16 protein-coding genes and 1 pseudogene are annotated in these 17,091 nt (G+C 63.0%); 12 read left to right on the forward strand and 5 right to left on the reverse strand.

Features of this window, described 5'->3' with window-relative positions; translation table 11 throughout:
- Together BCA01S_RS34640 and BCA01S_RS06950 are read left to right on the forward strand one after the other, a co-directional pair.
- The coding region (locus BCA01S_RS34640) for an ABC transporter ATP-binding protein C-terminal domain-containing protein (RefSeq protein ID WP_042318195.1) at positions 1 to 191 on the forward strand (191 nt) is incomplete at its 5' end.
- Between the two features lie 17 nt (positions 192 to 208).
- Positions 209 to 913: an ABC transporter ATP-binding protein gene (locus tag BCA01S_RS06950; RefSeq protein WP_027776310.1), complete on the forward strand. Its 705-nt coding sequence runs from the start codon at positions 209 to 211 to the stop codon at positions 911 to 913.
- A 133-nt stretch (positions 914 to 1,046) separates the two neighbouring features.
- Here BCA01S_RS06950 and BCA01S_RS06955 read toward each other — a convergent pair whose 3' ends face one another.
- From BCA01S_RS06955 to BCA01S_RS06970, 3 genes are all read right to left on the reverse strand, one after another.
- Positions 1,047 to 1,520, reverse strand: a complete 474-nt coding sequence (locus BCA01S_RS06955; protein WP_027776311.1) for a GNAT family acetyltransferase — start codon at positions 1,518 to 1,520, stop codon at positions 1,047 to 1,049.
- A 16-nt stretch (positions 1,521 to 1,536) separates the two neighbouring features.
- Entirely contained in the window at positions 1,537 to 2,721 is a 1,185-nt protein-coding gene (locus BCA01S_RS06960; RefSeq protein WP_027776312.1) for an acetylornithine transaminase, read from the reverse strand.
- Positions 2,722 to 3,112: 391 nt separating this feature from the next.
- Positions 3,113 to 4,144: a CDP-6-deoxy-delta-3,4-glucoseen reductase gene (locus BCA01S_RS06970; protein ID WP_027776313.1), complete on the reverse strand. Its 1,032-nt coding sequence runs from the start codon at positions 4,142 to 4,144 to the stop codon at positions 3,113 to 3,115.
- Positions 4,145 to 4,272: 128 nt separating this feature from the next.
- On the opposite strand from BCA01S_RS06970, the gene BCA01S_RS34645 reads away from it, so the two are divergent.
- Positions 4,273 to 5,361, forward strand: coding sequence for an NAD-dependent epimerase/dehydratase family protein (locus BCA01S_RS34645; RefSeq protein ID WP_042318289.1), 1,089 nt, complete (start codon positions 4,273 to 4,275; stop codon positions 5,359 to 5,361).
- A 140-nt stretch (positions 5,362 to 5,501) separates the two neighbouring features.
- Here the strand turns inward: BCA01S_RS34645 and BCA01S_RS06980 are convergent, their stop codons facing one another.
- Positions 5,502 to 5,690 carry a hypothetical protein gene (locus BCA01S_RS06980; protein WP_027776314.1) on the reverse strand — a complete coding sequence of 63 codons (189 nt, stop codon included), beginning with the start codon at positions 5,688 to 5,690 and terminating at the stop codon, positions 5,502 to 5,504.
- 166 nt (positions 5,691 to 5,856) lie between these two features.
- Positions 5,857 to 6,567 (reverse strand): pseudouridine synthase, encoded by a 711-nt coding sequence (locus BCA01S_RS06985; protein ID WP_027776315.1) that lies wholly within the window; start codon positions 6,565 to 6,567, stop codon positions 5,857 to 5,859.
- Between the two features lie 92 nt (positions 6,568 to 6,659).
- Here BCA01S_RS06985 and BCA01S_RS34650 point away from each other — a divergent pair.
- The 9 genes and pseudogenes from BCA01S_RS34650 (at position 6,660) to BCA01S_RS07035 (ending at position 17,051) form a co-directional block, all read left to right on the forward strand.
- Positions 6,660 to 7,318: pseudogene (locus BCA01S_RS34650) on the forward strand (MFS transporter).
- A 149-nt stretch (positions 7,319 to 7,467) separates the two neighbouring features.
- Positions 7,468 to 8,475, forward strand: coding sequence for a MurR/RpiR family transcriptional regulator (locus BCA01S_RS07000; protein ID WP_027776318.1), 1,008 nt, complete (start codon positions 7,468 to 7,470; stop codon positions 8,473 to 8,475).
- Positions 8,472 to 9,467 (forward strand): isoaspartyl peptidase/L-asparaginase family protein, encoded by a 996-nt coding sequence (locus BCA01S_RS07005; RefSeq protein WP_027776319.1) that lies wholly within the window; start codon positions 8,472 to 8,474, stop codon positions 9,465 to 9,467. The genes BCA01S_RS07000 and BCA01S_RS07005 overlap by 4 nt, the downstream gene beginning before the upstream one ends.
- Positions 9,468 to 9,525: 58 nt before the next feature.
- Positions 9,526 to 11,448 carry a dipeptide ABC transporter ATP-binding protein gene (locus BCA01S_RS07010; RefSeq protein WP_027776320.1) on the forward strand — a complete coding sequence of 641 codons (1,923 nt, stop codon included), beginning with the start codon at positions 9,526 to 9,528 and terminating at the stop codon, positions 11,446 to 11,448.
- 153 nt (positions 11,449 to 11,601) lie between these two features.
- Positions 11,602 to 13,164 carry a glutathione ABC transporter substrate-binding protein GsiB gene (gene gsiB / locus BCA01S_RS07015; protein WP_042318200.1) on the forward strand — a complete coding sequence of 521 codons (1,563 nt, stop codon included), beginning with the start codon at positions 11,602 to 11,604 and terminating at the stop codon, positions 13,162 to 13,164.
- Between the two features lie 111 nt (positions 13,165 to 13,275).
- Complete coding sequence (gene gsiC / locus BCA01S_RS07020) at positions 13,276 to 14,196, forward strand: glutathione ABC transporter permease GsiC (protein ID WP_027776322.1); 921 nt, start codon at positions 13,276 to 13,278, stop codon at positions 14,194 to 14,196.
- Positions 14,197 to 14,203: 7 nt separating this feature from the next.
- On the forward strand, positions 14,204 to 15,109 hold the full coding sequence (gsiD, locus tag BCA01S_RS07025; RefSeq protein WP_027776323.1) for a glutathione ABC transporter permease GsiD: 906 nt from the start codon (positions 14,204 to 14,206) through the stop codon (positions 15,107 to 15,109).
- Positions 15,106 to 16,218: a DmpA family aminopeptidase gene (locus BCA01S_RS07030; protein ID WP_027776324.1), complete on the forward strand. Its 1,113-nt coding sequence runs from the start codon at positions 15,106 to 15,108 to the stop codon at positions 16,216 to 16,218. The genes gsiD and BCA01S_RS07030 overlap by 4 nt, the downstream gene beginning before the upstream one ends.
- Positions 16,218 to 17,051, forward strand: coding sequence for a M55 family metallopeptidase (locus BCA01S_RS07035; protein WP_027776325.1), 834 nt, complete (start codon positions 16,218 to 16,220; stop codon positions 17,049 to 17,051). Before BCA01S_RS07030 ends, BCA01S_RS07035 begins: the two co-directional genes overlap by 1 nt.
- The last annotated feature ends 40 nt before the right edge of the window (positions 17,052 to 17,091 follow it).

Genomic DNA, 17,091 nt, shown 5'->3' on the forward strand with positions numbered 1-17,091 from the left:
GGCTGCTCGACAAGATCCGCGCCGACGGCAAGACGATCCTGCTGATCGAACACGACGTGAAGCTCGTGATGGGTCTGTGCAACCAGATGACGGTGCTCGACTATGGCAAGGTGATTGCGCAAGGACTGCCGCAAGACGTGCAGAAGGATCCGAAGGTGATCGAAGCTTATCTGGGTGCAGGAGTCCACTGATGTCCACGACGCATGCAATGTTGAAAATCAAGGGCCTGCAGGTCAATTACGGTGGCATCCAGGCAGTGAAGGGCATCGACCTCGAGGTCGCGCAGGGCGAGCTGGTCACGCTGATCGGCGCGAACGGCGCGGGCAAGACCACGACGATGAAGGCGATCACCGGGCTCAAGCCGTATGCCGCAGGCGACATCGAGTACATGGGTCAGTCGATCAAAGGCGTGCCGCCGCATGAGTTGCTCAAGCGCGGCCTCGCGATGGTGCCGGAAGGCCGCGGCATCTTCGCGCGCATGTCGATTATCGAGAACATGCAGATGGGCGCTTATCTGCGCACCGACAACGACGGCATCAAGGCCGACGTCGATCGCATGTTCGGCTTTTTCCCGCGTCTGAAGGAGCGCGCCACGCAATACGCGGGCACGCTCTCGGGCGGCGAACAGCAGATGCTGGCCATGGCGCGCGCGATCATCTCGCGTCCCAAGCTGTTGCTGCTCGATGAGCCGTCGATGGGTTTGTCGCCGATCATGGTCGAGAAGATCTTCGAAGTGGTGCGCGCGATTTCGGGTGAAGGCATGACCGTGCTGCTCGTCGAGCAGAACGCGCGTCTCGCGTTGCAGGCGGCGAACCGCGGCTATGTGATGGACTCGGGTCTCGTCACGATGTCGGGCGACGCGAAGCAGATGCTTGATGATCCGAAGGTGCGGGCGGCTTATCTGGGTGAATGAGCTGGGTGAATGAGCTGGGTGAATGAGCTGGGTGAATAACCCTTGAGCTGAACCGCCGATGCAAAAAAGGCCGCATGCGTGAGTCAAACGCATGCGGCCTTTCTCTTTTTACGACGCATGAAGCGCCTGAAAACTAAACCGGCGGCGAATCCGCCAACTCACCAAGACGTTTGCCGAGACTGACCACCGCATCCGCGCGATAACCGAGCGCCTCGTAAAACGCGCGGACGTCGCTTTTCGCGGACAACACCTGCAGGTTCAGTTTCGGGCAGCCAAGCGCCGCCAACGCGTTTTCGACGTGTGCGACCAGACGCGAGCCGATTCCATGTCGCCGCAACGACTCGTCCACCGCGAGCGAGTAAAGCCAGCCGCGATGACCGTCGTAGCCGCCCATCACCGTGCCGACCACTCGCTCACCCAGCACCGCTACAAAGAACAGCTCGGGCTGCGTCGCGAGCTTGTTCGCAATCGACAGATGCGGGTTGCGCTGCGGCTTCGTCACGTCCCTGTATTCCGGGAAGGCCTGCTGCCACAGCGCGACCACTGCGTCGGTGTCGTTCGCCTCGAAGCGGCGGATAGAGAGCGTTGCGGTCGCGGTCGTCGTCATACGCGTGCCCGCGCAATTACAGCGTGTCGAGGATCGAACGCAGCATCGCCATCATCTGGTCGATCTCTTCGTTCGTGACGTTCAGCGCAGGCATGAAGCGCAGCAGGTTCGGGCGCGCCGCGTTCAGCAGAAGACCGTCGGGCTGCATGTCACGCGCCTTTTCGACGATCTGGTTGCCGATGTCCTTGCCGAGCAGCAGTGCACGCAACAGACCTTCGCCGCGCTCTCCCTTGAAACCGCGCTCTTCCGACAACTCGAGCAGCTTCGCGCGCAAATACTCGCCGCGCGCACGCACGCCTTCGAGGAAGCCCGGCGCGGTGAGTTGCGAGATCACCGAGTAACCGACCGCGGTCATCAACGGATTGCCGTTGTACGTGCCGCCCTGGTCGCCTGCTTCGAACACGGCGACTTCAGCTTTCGCGAGCAGCGCCGCGAGCGGCACGCCGCCGCCAATACCCTTGCCGAGCGTCATGACGTCCGGCTCGATGCCCGACAGCTCATACGCGAACAGCGTGCCGGCACGGCCGCAGCCGCTTTGCACTTCGTCGACGATCAGCAGCACATTGTGCTTGCGGGTCAGCTCGCGCAGTTGCTGCATGAATTCGCGCGTTGCCGGAATCACACCGCCTTCGCCCTGGATCGGTTCGAGCATCACCGCGACCGTCTTCGCGTTGATGAGCTTTTCCACCGACGCGATGTCGTTCAGATCCGCTTTCGGGAAGCCCGGCACTTGCGGCGCGTAGATCGTGTCCCAGCCCGGCTTGCCGCTTGCAGACATCGTGGCGAGCGTGCGGCCGTGGAAGCTGTGATCGAACGTGATGATTTCGAATGCGCCGTCCTTGAACTTCTTGCCCCACTTGCGGACGAGCTTGATCGCGCCTTCGTTCGCTTCGGCACCGCTGTTCGCGAAGAACACCTTGTCGAAGCAGCTATGCTGCGTGAGCAGCGCCGCGAGCTTCGCCATCGGCTCGTTGTAGAAAGCCGGCGACGGATTGAAGAGCAGCTTCGCCTGCTGGTTCAGCGCTTCGATCATGCCTTCGTTGCAATGACCGAGGCAATTGACCGCCCAGCCCTGAATGAAGTCCAGATATCGCTTGCCGTTGTTGTCGTAGAGCCACGAGCCCTTGCCGTGCGTGAAAACGATTTCGGGCCGGTTGGTGATGTACATCAGCGACTCGATCGGATATTCATTGAAATTCATGACGGCAGGCTCCAGACAGCGGGTAATAGGTGGATAAGGTGTTGGCGCACGTTAGCCGATGAGCAAACGGGCCGGAAAAACAAAAAAGCCACGGCATGCCGTGGCTTTCATGATTCGAACAGCTTGCGCTTTGTTGTAGCGCGAATCCGTGACGAAGCCGGCGGCGTCCCTAGGGAAGCGGCGAGCGGCGACGTCGAAGTTCGGATTGGATGCGGTTCATGCGCGAAAGAATACGACAATAAAAGCGCTGATGTAAACCTTGAATTTGCACGAATTCATCGCGATGGGCGCGCCCGCCAGTTTTTGCGCGGCTGTCTTCATGCTGACATGTTGTCTCAGGCACGGCTCGCTCGTTGTAACGAGCGAGCCGTTTCTTTCAGCGGGTTTCGAGTCAAACCGCGTTCGCCAGGTCCGCGGCGCTCGTGAACGAGTCCGCGTAGAACTCGTCTTCGGGCAGGCTGTGATGGTGCGTGAAATCGCGTTGTGCCGACTCGACCATGACCGGTGCGCCGCACGCATATACCTGATACGCGGACAGGTCGGGGAGGTCTTCGATCACTGCCCGATGCACGAAGCCCACGCGGCCGGTCCACGCATCGCTCGCGTCCGGCTCCGAGAGTACCGGCACGAACTTGAAGTTCGGAATTTCGCGCGCCCATTGTTCGGCCAGTTCGAGCAGATACAGATCTTTCTTGCGACGCGCGCCCCAGTACAGCGTCATCGGGCGGTTCAGGTTCTTGAACACCGCATGCTCGACGATTGCCTTCAGCGGCGCGAAGCCGGTGCCCGAAGCAAGCAGCACGATCGGCTTGTCCGACTCTTCGCGCAGGAAGAACGTGCCGAGCGGCGCTTCGAAGCGCAGGATATCGCGCTCTTTCATGGCGTTGAACACGTGGTCGGTGAAGGCGCCGCCGGGCATGTGGCGAATGTGCAATTCGATCGGGCCTTCGACGTGCGGCGCATTCGCCATCGAATAGCTGCGGCGCTTGCCGTCCTTCAGAATGAATTCGAGGTATTGGCCGGCAAGATATTGCAGACGTTCGTTAGCGGGCAATTGCAGCTTGAGCACGACGACGTCGTCGGCCTTGCGCTCGATCGCATTCACACGGCACGGCAGTTTCTTTACCTGCACGTCGCCCACACCTGCCACTTCGCGGATATCGATCTCGAGATCGGAGCACGCCGTTGCGCAGCAGAAGAGCGCCATGCCGCGCGTTTTTTCTTCGTTCGACAAAGCCGACGACGAATGTGCGCGCTGTTCCACCTGGCCGCTGACCACAGCGCCTTTGCACGAACCGCACGCGCCGTTCTTGCAGCCGTACGGCAGACCGATGCCTTGACGCAAGGCGGCGTTCAGCACCGGCTCGTCCTGTTCTACCTGAAACTGCCGGCCGCTTTGCCGGAGCGTGACGTTGAATGCCATAAAGTGTTCGAAGTCGAAAAGTCGGTAATCGTTAAACGGAGAGACGGGGCATGCAAAGTCGGGATCGTCGGAGCCAGCGGTATTGTCGCCCGGCGCCCCACGTGCTTGACGGCTACAATGCGTGCACCATGAAAGCCACACGAAACTTCCGCCGTCCGCGCGTGCTGATCGTAGGTTGCGGCGATGTCGGCATGCGCTGCGTCCCCCTGTTGCAGCGCGCCCACGTCTTTGCACTGACAAGCCATGCGGAGCGCAGCGCAGAGTTGCGTGCCGCGGGCGTTTCGCCGCTGGTCGGCGATCTCGACGAGCGCCGCAGCCTGAAACGGCTCGCGGGCCTCGCGCTCACAGTGCTGCATCTCGCGCCGCCGCAGAAAACCGGCGACGACGACCGCCGCACTCGCGCGTTGCTATCAGCCTTGGCGATGCGCCGCGCTCGCGCGTTGTCAGGCACGCATGGGACCCGCGCCACCATCGCGCCGGTCGGGCGCTTGCGCCGCGCGCGCGCTTCATGGGCACAAGCACGGCCACTCCCGGAACCAGCCGGTATTGTACCCGACGGCCTTCGCCGCGCCGCCGCTTCACGCGCGCCGCTGCGCTTCGTGTATGCGAGCACGACAGGCGTCTATGGCGATTGCGGCGGGGCGTGGATCGACGAGACGCGCGTCACGGTGCCGGCCAATGCGCGTGCGAAACGCCGCGTGTCGGCCGAGCAGCAATTGCGACGCGCGACCGCTCGCGGGACGCTCGTCGCGAGCATCGCGCGGATTCCGGGCATCTATGCAGCCAATCGCCTGCCGCTCGCGCGGCTTGAAAAGCGCACACCGGCGCTCGTCGATGCCGACGACGTCTACACCAACCACATTCATGCGGACGACCTCGCCGCGATCCTCGTGCGCCTCGCCACTCATGGCAGGCCGGCGCGCGTGGTTCACGCGTCCGACGACTCGTCGCTGAAAATGGGTGAGTACTTCGACCTCGTCGCCGATGCGTTCGGTTTGGCACGTGCGCCGCGCATCACGCGGGCTCAGGCTGAAGAGCAGATCGAGCCGACCTTGCTGTCGTTCATGCGCGAGTCGAGACGGCTCGTGAACCGCCGCTTGAAAAAAGAGCTAGGCATACGCCTGCGCTATCCGAGCGTCGAAGATTTTCTGCGTGAAGCGGCAGGCGCTGGGGAAGAGGTTAACGACGCTGCTAAAGACATTGCAAGCAGACCATGAAGGCCCGGTAGAGGCATCACATTGCCCCAAAAGCCCGGCGACGCAGCGGCAAAGAAAGTCCGCCGGACATCGGCCGGACAACTTCGTGAAGCGTCGCCGCACGGCACACCATAGCACCGCAAAGCAGCGCGCCTCGTGCCTCAGGTCAGTGCGGGCAGTGCTTCAAGCAGCAGGAAACACAACATCCCGCCGATCAACGCGCCGATCAGATTCGGATCGTATTTGTGCCGCAGCCGCATGGCGATCAGCAGTCCGCCGATCAGCAGCAACCCGACACACACGAACGCCGGCAGCACGTACGAGAGCATGACTCCGTTATGGACGATCATGGCCGCTCCTTGAACTCTTTGTAGTCTTTGTTTAAACGAGTATAGGGCGCGGCCTGATGAAGAGCATGCTGCAGTGCAGCGTCGATCGCATGGGCGGTCGCGCGAATGTGCGGGTGCCCACAGGGCTTTCCTAATCTTGTCAGATGGTTGCGCGCGACCTACCGGTTTACCCGCTCCGTAAAGATCCGAGGTCGGTTTCATCGAGCCATTGCCACGCGCCCGGCGCGAGGGTCGCGGGCAAAGCGAGTCCGCCAACGCGCTCGCGATGCAGCGCTTCACAACGGTTGCCGGCCGCCGCGATCATCCGCTTGACCTGGTGATACTTGCCTTCCATCACGGTGAGCGCCAACGTGTGCTCGCCGCGCGCATCGGCCTCGACCGCCGCGACCGGCTTCGACTCGCCGTGCAATAACACGCCATTGCGCAGCGCGCTCAACTGCGCGTCGTCGATCGCATGACGGGTTGTCGCGACATACACCTTCGGGACCTTGCGTTTGGGCGACGTGAACATGTGGACGAACTTGCCGTCGTCGGAGAGCAGCAGCAAGCCGGTGGTGTCCTGATCGAGCCGGCCGACGCATTGCACGCCGCGCTCGGCGAGCTGCGGCGGCAGCAGACTGAATACGCTCAGATGATGCTGCGGATCGCGCGAGCACTCGTAGCCGGCCGGCTTGTTGAGCAGCAGATATGCGCGCTCCCGGTACGGCCAGACCACGCCGTCGACGCTGAAGCAGAACGACGCGTCGTCAGTCGGGAAATCGGCGTCGGCGTCAGTGCATAGCGCTCCGCCGATGCTCACGCGAGCGTCGTTTATCAGCGCGCGGCATTGGCGGCGCGAGCCGAAGCCCTGGGTGAAGAGAATGCTTTCGAGATTCATGGCGAGCGAAGAATAACACCGCAAGAAGCGGGGCGTCCCGCGGTGCGTTCGCGGCCACGATGGCGGCTCCTGTTTCATTGCCGGAGCCATCCATGCATGCCTCGCCGTCTTCAACCCGTGTCCGTTTGCCGGCCGCTTTCCAGCGGCTCGCGTGGTCTAACCTCGTCGCGCAATCCGCCGAGCAGATCAGCCTCGCCGCCGCGCCGCTCGTCGCCGTGTTCGCGCTCGGCGCCGACGCTCGCGGCACGGGACTTCTGCAGACGGCGCAGACGTTGCCTTTCCTGTTGCTGTCGATCCCGCTCGGCGTATGGGCCGACCGCCGCTCGCGCCGCACGTTGATGGCGCTAGCCGAAAGCGTGCGTGTCGTCGCAATGCTCTGCGTGCTTCTGCTTCTGATGACCCATGCGCTCACCCTGCCGTTGCTTGCCGCGCTCGGCTTCGTGGCCGCGACTGGCACAGTGGCGTCTCGAACTTGCGCGCAGCGTCGCGTATTCGGCTGGACCGGCGCACGCTGCGCCAGGCCATCACGCCGCAACGGATGATGGGCCGCGTCTCCGCGCTGAACAGCACGGCGACCTATGGCGCGCGGCCGGCAGGCGCACTGCTCGGCGCGGCGATCAGCGCGCGCTGGAACATGGACGCCTGTCTGATCGCCGCCGCAGCGGCCTTTTTCGTGCAGGCGTCGATTATCGCGATGTCGCCTGCGGCGCGGCTCGCGCGCATTCCCGAGGAACGCGTCACAGCTTGCTGAAGATCAACTTCACTGCACGATGAGCGCCAGGGCAAACCCCCAAAAAATGAAAATGAATTTTTTCTCGGACCAATTCCATGTAAATATACTTTCATCCAATTTGCTTACACCTCGACACACTGCCGCGCTGACCACGCCGCTTCGCTCGCATGATTCATCAACCGTCCGTTGCATCCAATCCGGCTGAGCAGGCCATCGCTGCGCGCATCGAGGCGGCCATGCCTACGCTCACGCCGATTCATCGGCGTATGGGCGAGTACGTACTGGCCAATCTGTTTCGCGCTGCCACCATGCGAATCGACGAACTGGCGAGCGTGGTCGGCGCTTCGGTGGCAACAGCGAATCGCTTTGCCCGCGCGCTTGGCTTCGACGGTTATCCGCAGTTCCGTGAGGCGCTCGTGCGCGGCTTCGAGGCGACGCTCGCGCCGGTCGAACGTCTGCGCAGCGCGCAAGAGTCGCTCGCTGCGGGCGACGACGTGGTCGACGCGTCGCTCGAACAGGCTGCCAACAACCTGCACCTGACCCGCACGGCGATCGACAGCGCCGCCGCCGAGGCCGCGGTCGAAGCGATCCTCGCCGCGCGGCGTGTGTTCGTGCTCGGCGCGGGCACGAGCGCGTTCCTGGCCGGGTTGATGGAGCACGGCCTGATGGCGTATCACGACAACGTGCAATCGCTTGCGTTCATCGGCGGACCGTCGCATGCGGCGCGGCGCCTGTTCAACTGCGGCAAGGGCGATCTCGTGATCGGCATCGCGTTTCCGCGTTATGTCGACGACACCATCGAACTCGCGCGCCGTGCGGCAACTCGCGGCGCGCGCGTGCTGGCGCTGACCGACGGACCGCGCTCGCCGCTCGCGCAGTTCGCCGATCTCTCGTTATACGTGCGCTCTGAACGCCGCCTCGCGGCGAACGCGGATGCCGCTGTTCTTGCTGTGATCGAAGCGCTATGCGACGCGGTCGCCTATCGGGCGAAGCGCTCGGTGAAGGCAGCCGCCGACGTTACCGAGTTCGTATTGCCGTGGCTCACCGACCCGCTGTCCGCATCCGCGAGTGGGGCGGGTGAAGCCGTGCGCGAACCGGCGCGCACTGCGCGTACGTCAGTAAGCGCAGTACCGAACCCTCGCACCACCCAGGCAAAATCCAAACTCAAACGATGAACGACAACGCAGTCATTGCCATTCATGGCGGCGCGGGCACGATCCTGCGCGCGTCGCTGTCGGCCAGTGCCGAGGCCGAATACCACGCGGCTCTGCACGCGGTGCTCGCCGCCGGCCAACGCGTGCTTGCAGACGGCGGCAGCGCGCTCGACGCAGTCAGCGAGGCCGTGCGGTTGCTCGAAGACTGCCCGCTGTTCAACGCGGGCATTGGTGCGGTCTACACGGCAGCGGGCACGCATGAACTCGACGCGGCGATCATGGACGGCAGCACGCTCGAGGCCGGCGCGATCTGCTGCGTGAAGCGCGTGCGCAATCCGGTTCTCGCGGCGCGCCGCGTGCTCGAGTGCAGCGAACATGTGCTCTTTACCGGCGAAGGCGCGGAAAGTTTCGCGGCCGCGCAGGGACTTGAATTCGTCGAACCGCAGTACTTCGATACGGAAGCGCGTCATCGTCAATGGCTGCTCGCGCGCGATCAGCAGCGGGCAATGCTCGATCACGACGGCGCGACGCTCGCCGCGTCGCCGTCGGCTACAGACAATAGCGATCCCATGCCGCACGAGCCGATCGATCCGAACCGCAAGTTCGGCACTGTCGGCGCGGTCGCACTCGACAGGCACGGCCACGTTGCGGCGGCGACGTCGACGGGCGGCGTCACCAACAAGCAGGTCGGGCGCGTGGGCGATACGCCGCTGATCGGCGCGGGCTGCTATGCCGACGACGCAACCTGCGCGGTCTCGACCACCGGCTCCGGCGAAATGTTCATGCGCATGGTCGCGGCTTACGACGTCGCCGCGCAAATGGCCTACCGCAACGTGTCGTTGCACGAAGCCGCGCACGACGTCGTGATGAACCGCCTGCCCAAGATCGACGGCCGCGGCGGCCTGATTGCCGTCGACGCACTCGGCAATATCGCGTTGCCGTTCAATACCGAGGGTATGTACCGCGGTTTCGCGCGACTGGGCGAGGCGCCGACGACGGCGATCTACCGTTAGTTCGTTACCCTGAACATTGCTGAACACCGCTTGCGCGTTCGAATTCAAAGGAATCATTGTGCCGACTTCATCGCACACCGCCAGCCCGATTACTGGAAGCCTGCCGACGCAACGCGTACTCGCAGTCGACAACCTGTCGGTCGCGTTTCGCAGCGGCGAGACCACCTTCAACGCAGTGCGCAATCTGTCGCTGACGGTCGAGCGCGGCGAGACGCTTGCGATAGTGGGCGAATCGGGTTCAGGAAAATCAGTGACATCGCTCGCGTTGATGCGGCTGATCGAGCATGGCGGTGGGCGCCTTGCCGGCGGCAGCATCGCATTCCGGCGCCGCGACGGCAGCGTGCTCGACCTCGCGAAAGCGTCGTCCGGCACGATGCGCTCGATTCGCGGCGCCGACATCGCGATGATTTTTCAGGAGCCGATGACCTCGCTTAATCCAGTCTTCACGGTGGGCGACCAGATCAGTGAGGCGATCTCGCTGCATCAGGGCAAGAGCCGCTCGGCGGCCTTCGCGGAAACGCTGCGTCTGCTCGAACTCGTGCGCATTCCCGAGGCGCGGCGCGTGGCGGCGCGGTTTCCGCATCAACTGTCGGGCGGAATGCGCCAGCGCGTAATGATCGCGATGGCGCTGTCGTGCAAGCCGGCCTTGCTGATCGCCGACGAACCGACCACCGCGCTCGACGTGACTATTCAGGCGCAGATCCTGCAACTGATTCGCGGCTTGCAGGACGAGATGAACATGGGCGTGATCTTCATCACGCACGACATGGGCGTGGTCGCCGAAGTGGCGGACCGCGTGCTGGTGATGTATCGCGGCGAGAAGGTCGAAGAGGGTGCGTCGGACGCGCTCTTTGCAGCGCCGTCGCATCCTTATACGAAGGCGTTGCTCGCTGCCGTGCCGCGTTTGGGCGCAATGCAAGGCACCGATCAACCCGCGAAATTTCCGATCCTGACGGTCGAGCAGGCGGGCGCGAGCGGCGCCGATGAACCCGTGCGCCCTGCAGCCGCCGTTGCGAAGGAAGCGCAACCGCATGTCGACGAAAGCACGCCGCCGATTCTGCGCGTGCGCGATCTGGTCACGCGCTTTCCGGTCAGGACCGGGCTTTTTGGCCGCCTGACGGGCCGCGTGCATGCAGTCGAAAAAGTCAGTTTCGATCTGCGGCCAGGTGAAACGCTCGCCCTAGTCGGCGAGTCGGGCTGCGGCAAGTCGACCACGGGTCGCTCGCTGTTGCGGCTCGTGGAAAGTCAGAGCGGTTCGATCGAGTTCGACGGCAAGGAAATCAGTTCGCTGACAGGACCTGCGTTGCAGGCACTACGCCGCGATATCCAGTTTATTTTTCAGGACCCGTTTGCGTCGCTCAACCCGCGTCTGACGGTCGGCTTCTCGATCATGGAGCCGCTCCTCGTGCACGGCGTCGCGCAAGGCGCAGAGGCACAGGCGCGGGTCGCGTGGCTGCTCGAAAAAGTAGGCTTGCCGCCCGAAGCCGCGCGCCGTTATCCGCATGAATTTTCCGGCGGCCAGCGGCAACGCATTGCGATTGCGCGCGCGCTCGCGTTGAATCCGAAAGTCGTGATTGCCGACGAATCCGTTTCCGCTCTCGACGTCTCCGTGCAGGCGCAGATCGTCAATCTGATGCTCGATCTGCAGCGCGAGCTCGGCGTCGCGTATCTGTTCATCTCGCACGACATGGCGGTGGTGGAGCGCGTCAGTCATCGCGTTGCAGTCATGTACCTCGGACAGATCGTCGAGATCGGTCCGCGCCGCGCAGTGTTCGAAGCGCCGCAGCATCCGTACACGAGAAAGCTGATGGGCGCGGTGCCGGTTGCCGATCCCGCGCGACGTCACGCGAAACGGATGCTCGCCGCCGATGAAATTCCGAGCCCGATCCGCTCATTGAACGATGACCCGGCCGTGGCGCCGCTCGTCGCCGTGGGGCCGGGTCACTTCGTCGCACAACATCGAGTCGGCGGCGCGTATTAGACGGCGACTCGCAGCCAGGCGAAGCCGGCATGCAAGCAGCCCTGGCACAAGATCCGGACAACAAGCCGGACGCAAAAACCCGATGCAGCAACTTAAAGCAAATCGTCTCGCAGCAACTTAAACCATTTTATTTTCGCAGCCTGGAGCCAACTCATGAACCTGCCGGTCCCGTCTTCCACGTTCCGTTTGCGCGCGCTGATCAGCGGCGGCGCGGTAATGTTCGCGATGCTCGCGGGCAATTTGGCGCACGCCGAAACCACCGCGGTGATGGCCGTCGCGTCCACTTTCACCACGCTCGATCCGTACGATGCGAATGACACGCTGTCGCAAGCCGTTGCGAAGTCGTTCTACCAGGGGCTTTTCGGCTTCGATAAGGACATGAAGCTCGTCAACGTGCTCGCCGATAGCTACGAAGCGAGCGCGGACGCGCGCGTCTACACCTTCAAGCTGCGCCATGGCGTGAAGTTCCAGGACGGTACCGACTTCAATGCCGCCGCAGTCAAGGCCAACTTCGACCGCGTGACGGATCCGGCGAACAAGCTGAAGCGTTACAACATGTTCAACCGCATCGAGAAGACGGAAGTGGTCGACCCGTACACGGTGAAGATCACGCTGAAGGCGCCGTTCTCGGCCTTCGTGAACGTGCTTGCGCATCCGTCGGCGGTGATGATTTCGCCGGACGCGCTGAAGAAGTACGGCAAGGACATTGCGTTCCATCCGGTCGGCACGGGCCCGTTCGAACTCGTGAAGTGGGACCCGGCAGGGGACCTGACGGTGAAGAAGTTCGGCGGCTACTGGAAGAAGGGCTATCCGAAGGTCGATGCGATCGACTGGAAGCCGGTGGTCGACAACAACACCCGCGCCGCATTGATGCGCACGGGCGAAGCCGACTTCGCGTTTCAGGTGCCGTTCGAGCAGGCCGGGCAATTACAGTCGAGCCCGAAGGTCGATCTGATCGCGTCGCCGTCGATCATTCAGCGCTACATCAGCCTGAACGTGAATCAGAAGCCGTTTGACAATCCGAAGGTGCGCGAGGCGCTGAACTACGCGGTCAACAAGGAGGCGCTGACCAAGGTCGTGTTCGCCGGATATGCAACGCCTGCCGACGGCGTCGTGCCGCAAGGTGTGGACTACGCGGTGAAGCTCGGGCCCTGGCCGTACGATCCCGCGAAGGCTCGCGCGTTGCTGAAGGAAGCGGGCTATCCGAACGGTTTCGAAACCACGCTGTGGTCGGCGTATAACTACTCGACCGCGCAGAAGGTCATCCAGTTCGTGCAGCAGCAACTGGCGCAAGTCGGCATCAAGGCGCAGGTCGAGGCGCTCGAAGCCGGCCAGCGCGTAGCCAAGGTGGAAAGCGCGCAAGACGCGGCGACCGCGCCGGTGCGCATGTACTACGCGGGCTGGTCGTCGTCCACAGGCGAAGCCGACTGGGCGATCACGCCGCTGCTCGCGTCGGTCTCGTTCCCGCCGAAGATGGTCAATACCGCTTACTACAAGAACGATACGGTCGACGGCGACCTGAAGCAGGCGCTCGAAACCACGGATCGCACGCAGAAGGCCGCGCTTTACACGGACGCGCAAAAACGCATCTGGGCCGACGCGCCGTGGATTTTCCTCGTCAAGGAAAAGGTCGTGTATGCGCGCAGCAAGCGTCTGTCGGGTGCATATGTCGCGCCGGACGGCTCGTTCAATTTCGACGAGATCGCGGTCAAGTGATGATTTGACCGTGCGGCGCTGCGTGTTGCATCAGGACACGCAGTGCCGCGCTCCCGTATCGCGGTCCTACATGACACCTCGTTGCCTGCTTCATTGCCGGATTGAGCTTCAATGCTGAACTTCCTCGTCAAACGTCTCTTTGGCCTGCTGCCGACGCTCTTTATCGTCGCGGTGCTGGTCTTTCTGTTCGTGCATCTGTTGCCGGGCGATCCGGCGCGGCTCGCCGCCGGTCCCGATGCCGACGAAGCGACCGTCGCACTGGTGCGCGCCGACCTCGGACTCGACAAGCCGATGCCGCAGCAGTTCGCGCACTTCTTCGTGAAGATCGCGCACGGCGATTTCGGCACGTCCACGCGCAGCAAGCGGCCCGTTAGCCAGGAGATCGGCGAGCGTTTCATGCCGACGCTGCTGCTCACGCTCGCAAGCATGGTGTGGGCGGTCGTGATGGGCATGGGCATCGGCATCGTGTCGGCGGTGTGGCGTAACCGCTGGCCTGACCGGCTCGGCATGACGCTCGCGGTGTCGGGTATTTCCTTTCCCGCATTTGCGCTCGGCATGCTGCTGATGGAGATCTTCTCGGTGAAGCTCGGCTGGCTGCCCATTGTCGGCGACGGCTCGTGGCAGAGCTACATACTTCCTTCGCTCACTCTCGGCGCGGCAGTTGCGGCGGTGATGGCGCGCTTCACGCGCGCATCGTTCGTCGAAGTGATGAACGAGGACTTCGTGCGCACCGCGCGAGCGAAGGGCGTGCCCGAGCGGCTCGTGATCGTTAAACACTGTCTGCGTAACGCAATGATCCCCGTCGTCACGATGATGGGTCTGCAATTCGGCTTTCTGCTCGGCGGCTCGATCGTGGTCGAGGTCGTGTTCAACTGGCCGGGCCTCGGGCGCTTGCTGGTGGATGCGGTGTCGATGCGCGACTATCCGGTGATTCAGGCCGAGGTGCTGCTGTTCTCGCTCGAATTCATCGTCATCAATCTGGTCGTCGACGTGCTGTATGCCGTGATCAATCCGACCATCCGTTTCAAGTGAGGCCTGCATGAGCACGACAGCCACCGGGCCGGATGCGGCCAAACCTTCCGGCGCAGAGCGCGCGATCCGCACGCCTTGGAGCGAGTTCTGGCGCAAGTTTCGCAAGCAGCACGTCGCGCTCGCGGCCGGCATTTTCGTGTTGCTGCTGGTCGTGGTCGCGATTGTCGCGCCGCATATCGTGCCCTACGACCCTGAGAATTTCTTCGACTACGACGCGTTGAACGCAGGGCCATCGGCCGCGCACTGGTTCGGCGTCGATTCATTGGGCCGCGATATTTTCAGCCGTATTCTCGCGGGCTCACGTATTTCACTCGAAGCTGGCTTTCTGTCTGTAGCGATCGGCGCGGTGATCGGCACTTTCTTCGGGCTGCTCGCAGGCTACTACGAAGGCTGGTGGGATCGCATCACCATGCGCGTGGCCGACGTGCTGTTCGCTTTTCCCGGCATTCTGCTTGCAATCGGCGTGGTCGCGATTCTCGGTAACGGCATGATCAACGTGATCTGCGCGGTGGCGATCTTCAGCATCCCAGCCTTCGCGCGCCTCGTGCGCGGCAATACGCTGATGCTCAAGCAGCTCACGTATATCGAAGCGGCGCGCAGTATCGGCGCGTCGGATTGGACCATTATCGTGCGTCATATCTTGCCGGGCACGATCTCGTCGGTGGTCGTGTACTTCACGATGCGTATCGGCACGTCGATCATCACCGCCGCTAGTCTGTCGTTTCTCGGACTGGGCGCTCAACCGCCAACGCCCGAGTGGGGCGCAATGCTCAACGAAGCACGCGCGGATATGGTCACCGCTCCGCATATCGCGCTGTTTCCGAGTCTGGCGATCTTCCTGACCGTGCTCGCGTTCAACCTGCTGGGCGACGGCTTGCGCGATGCGCTCGATCCGAAGCTCGATCGCCCATGAGTTCGACGCAGTTGCCGGGTTTGCACAATTTGCCGGATGTGCCGCATATCGGCGAGTTGCAGTGCGGCCCGCTGGGCACGATTGCCGACGTGCATGGCGTGAGCGTCGGACACTGCACGCTCGATGAAGGCGCGCTACAAACCGGCGTGACCGTGATTCGTCCGCATGCGGGTGATCCGTTTCTCGACAAGGTGCCGGCGGCGGCGTCGGTAATCAATGGCTTTGGCAAAAGCGTGGGCCTCGTGCAGGTCGACGAACTGGGCACGCTCGAAACGCCTATCGCGCTGACCAATACTTTCAGCGTGGCCGCTGTGGCGCAGGCGCAGATCCGCGCGGCCATACGCGCCAATCCGGGCATTGGCCGCGAATGGCCGACCGTCAATCCGCTGGTGTTCGAATGCAACGACGGATACCTGAACGATATCCAGGCGTTAGCCATCGGCGAGCAGCACTTCAATAAGGCATACGACGCGGCGAGTACGAGCGTTGCGAGCGGGTCGGTCGGAGCGGGGCGCGGCATGTCGTGCTTCGATCTGAAGGGCGGCATTGGCAACGCTTCGCGTGTGGTGCGGATCGGTCAACGTGAATACACAGTGGGCGCGCTCGTGCTCGCCAACTTCGGCCGTTTGCCGATGCTGACGGTCGACGGAACTCCGCTCGGGCGGATTCTTGCCGGGCGTGCGGCAGCAGCGGAGGCGGAATCGGCTGGCAAACATGCGGACATCGCGAAGCCCGAGCAAGGCTCGATCATCATGATCGTCGCAACCGATGCACCGCTCGACGCGCGTCAACTCAAGCGCCTTTCTTTGCGCGCGGCCGCGGGCCTTGCGCGCACGGGTTCCGTCTATGGTCACGGTAGTGGCGATATTGCGCTCGCCTTTTCAACGGCCTATACGGTGCCGCATATCGCCGAATTCATCGCGCTCGCACCTCTGCTCGCCGATCAACACATGGACCCGCTCTTTCGCGCCTGCGCCGACAGCGTCGAACAGGCGATTCTCGATGCGTTGTGGAGCGCGGAGTCCGTGACCGGTCGCGATGGGCATAGGCGTCTATCACTGGGCGAGAGCGCTCCCGACCTCGCGCATTTACTGAAAAGAAAGTCCTGATGAAAGTCCTTATTTCCGCCGACATCGAAGGGATTGCCGGCGTGTTTCATCCCGAACAAACGCGCTCGGGCAACGGCGAATACGAAGCCGCGCGCCGCTGGATGACGCTCGAAGCGAACGCGGCGATTGAAGGTGCGTTCGCCGGCGGTGCGACTCAAGTGTGGGTCAACGATTCGCACGGCGGGTTTCGCAATCTGCTGCCCGATCTGCTCGACTCGCGAGCTCAGGTGGTGCTCGGCAAGCCGCGCACGCTCGGCATGATGGCTGGTCTGGAATACGGCGCCGCGCTCGTCTTCATGATTGGGTATCACGCAATGTCGCAAACGCGTGGCATCCTCGCGCATACGATCAACAGTTTCGCGTTTGCCCGCGTGTCGCTGAACGGTGAAGAGGTGGGCGAGGCGGGCCTTTACGGCGCGCTGGCGGAAGAATATGGCGCACAGGTGGCGCTTTTATCCGGCGACGACGTTTTCGCCAACGAAACCGCGCCGCGCTTTCCAGGCGCGCGCTTTGTCGTGACGAAGAGTGCGACCGGACACGCGAGCGGCGTCACGCAGTCGCCGGCAAGCGCTCGCGCGGCTATCGAAAGCGCTGCGTGCGAGGTGGTGCAGCATCATGTCGCCAACGGTCACCCTTCGCAAGCTACACGCGGCGCAGCCAAGCCTGTCGAGTGCGAATTGCGCGTGCAGACGAGCGCGCTAGCCGATCTGTTTTGCCAGTGGCCGACTATCACGCGTGTCGATGCCGTCACATTGCGCTTTGGCGCGGCATCGGCTGAACACGCGGTGCGCATGCTCAACTGTTTATCCGCGATGTCGTTCATGCTGCGATAGCGTTAGCTTTTGCAGTACGCGCCGCGAGCAATTGAACCGC

The organism is Paraburkholderia caledonica NBRC 102488, assembly GCF_000685095.1.
GTDB lineage: Bacteria > Pseudomonadota > Gammaproteobacteria > Burkholderiales > Burkholderiaceae > Paraburkholderia > Paraburkholderia caledonica.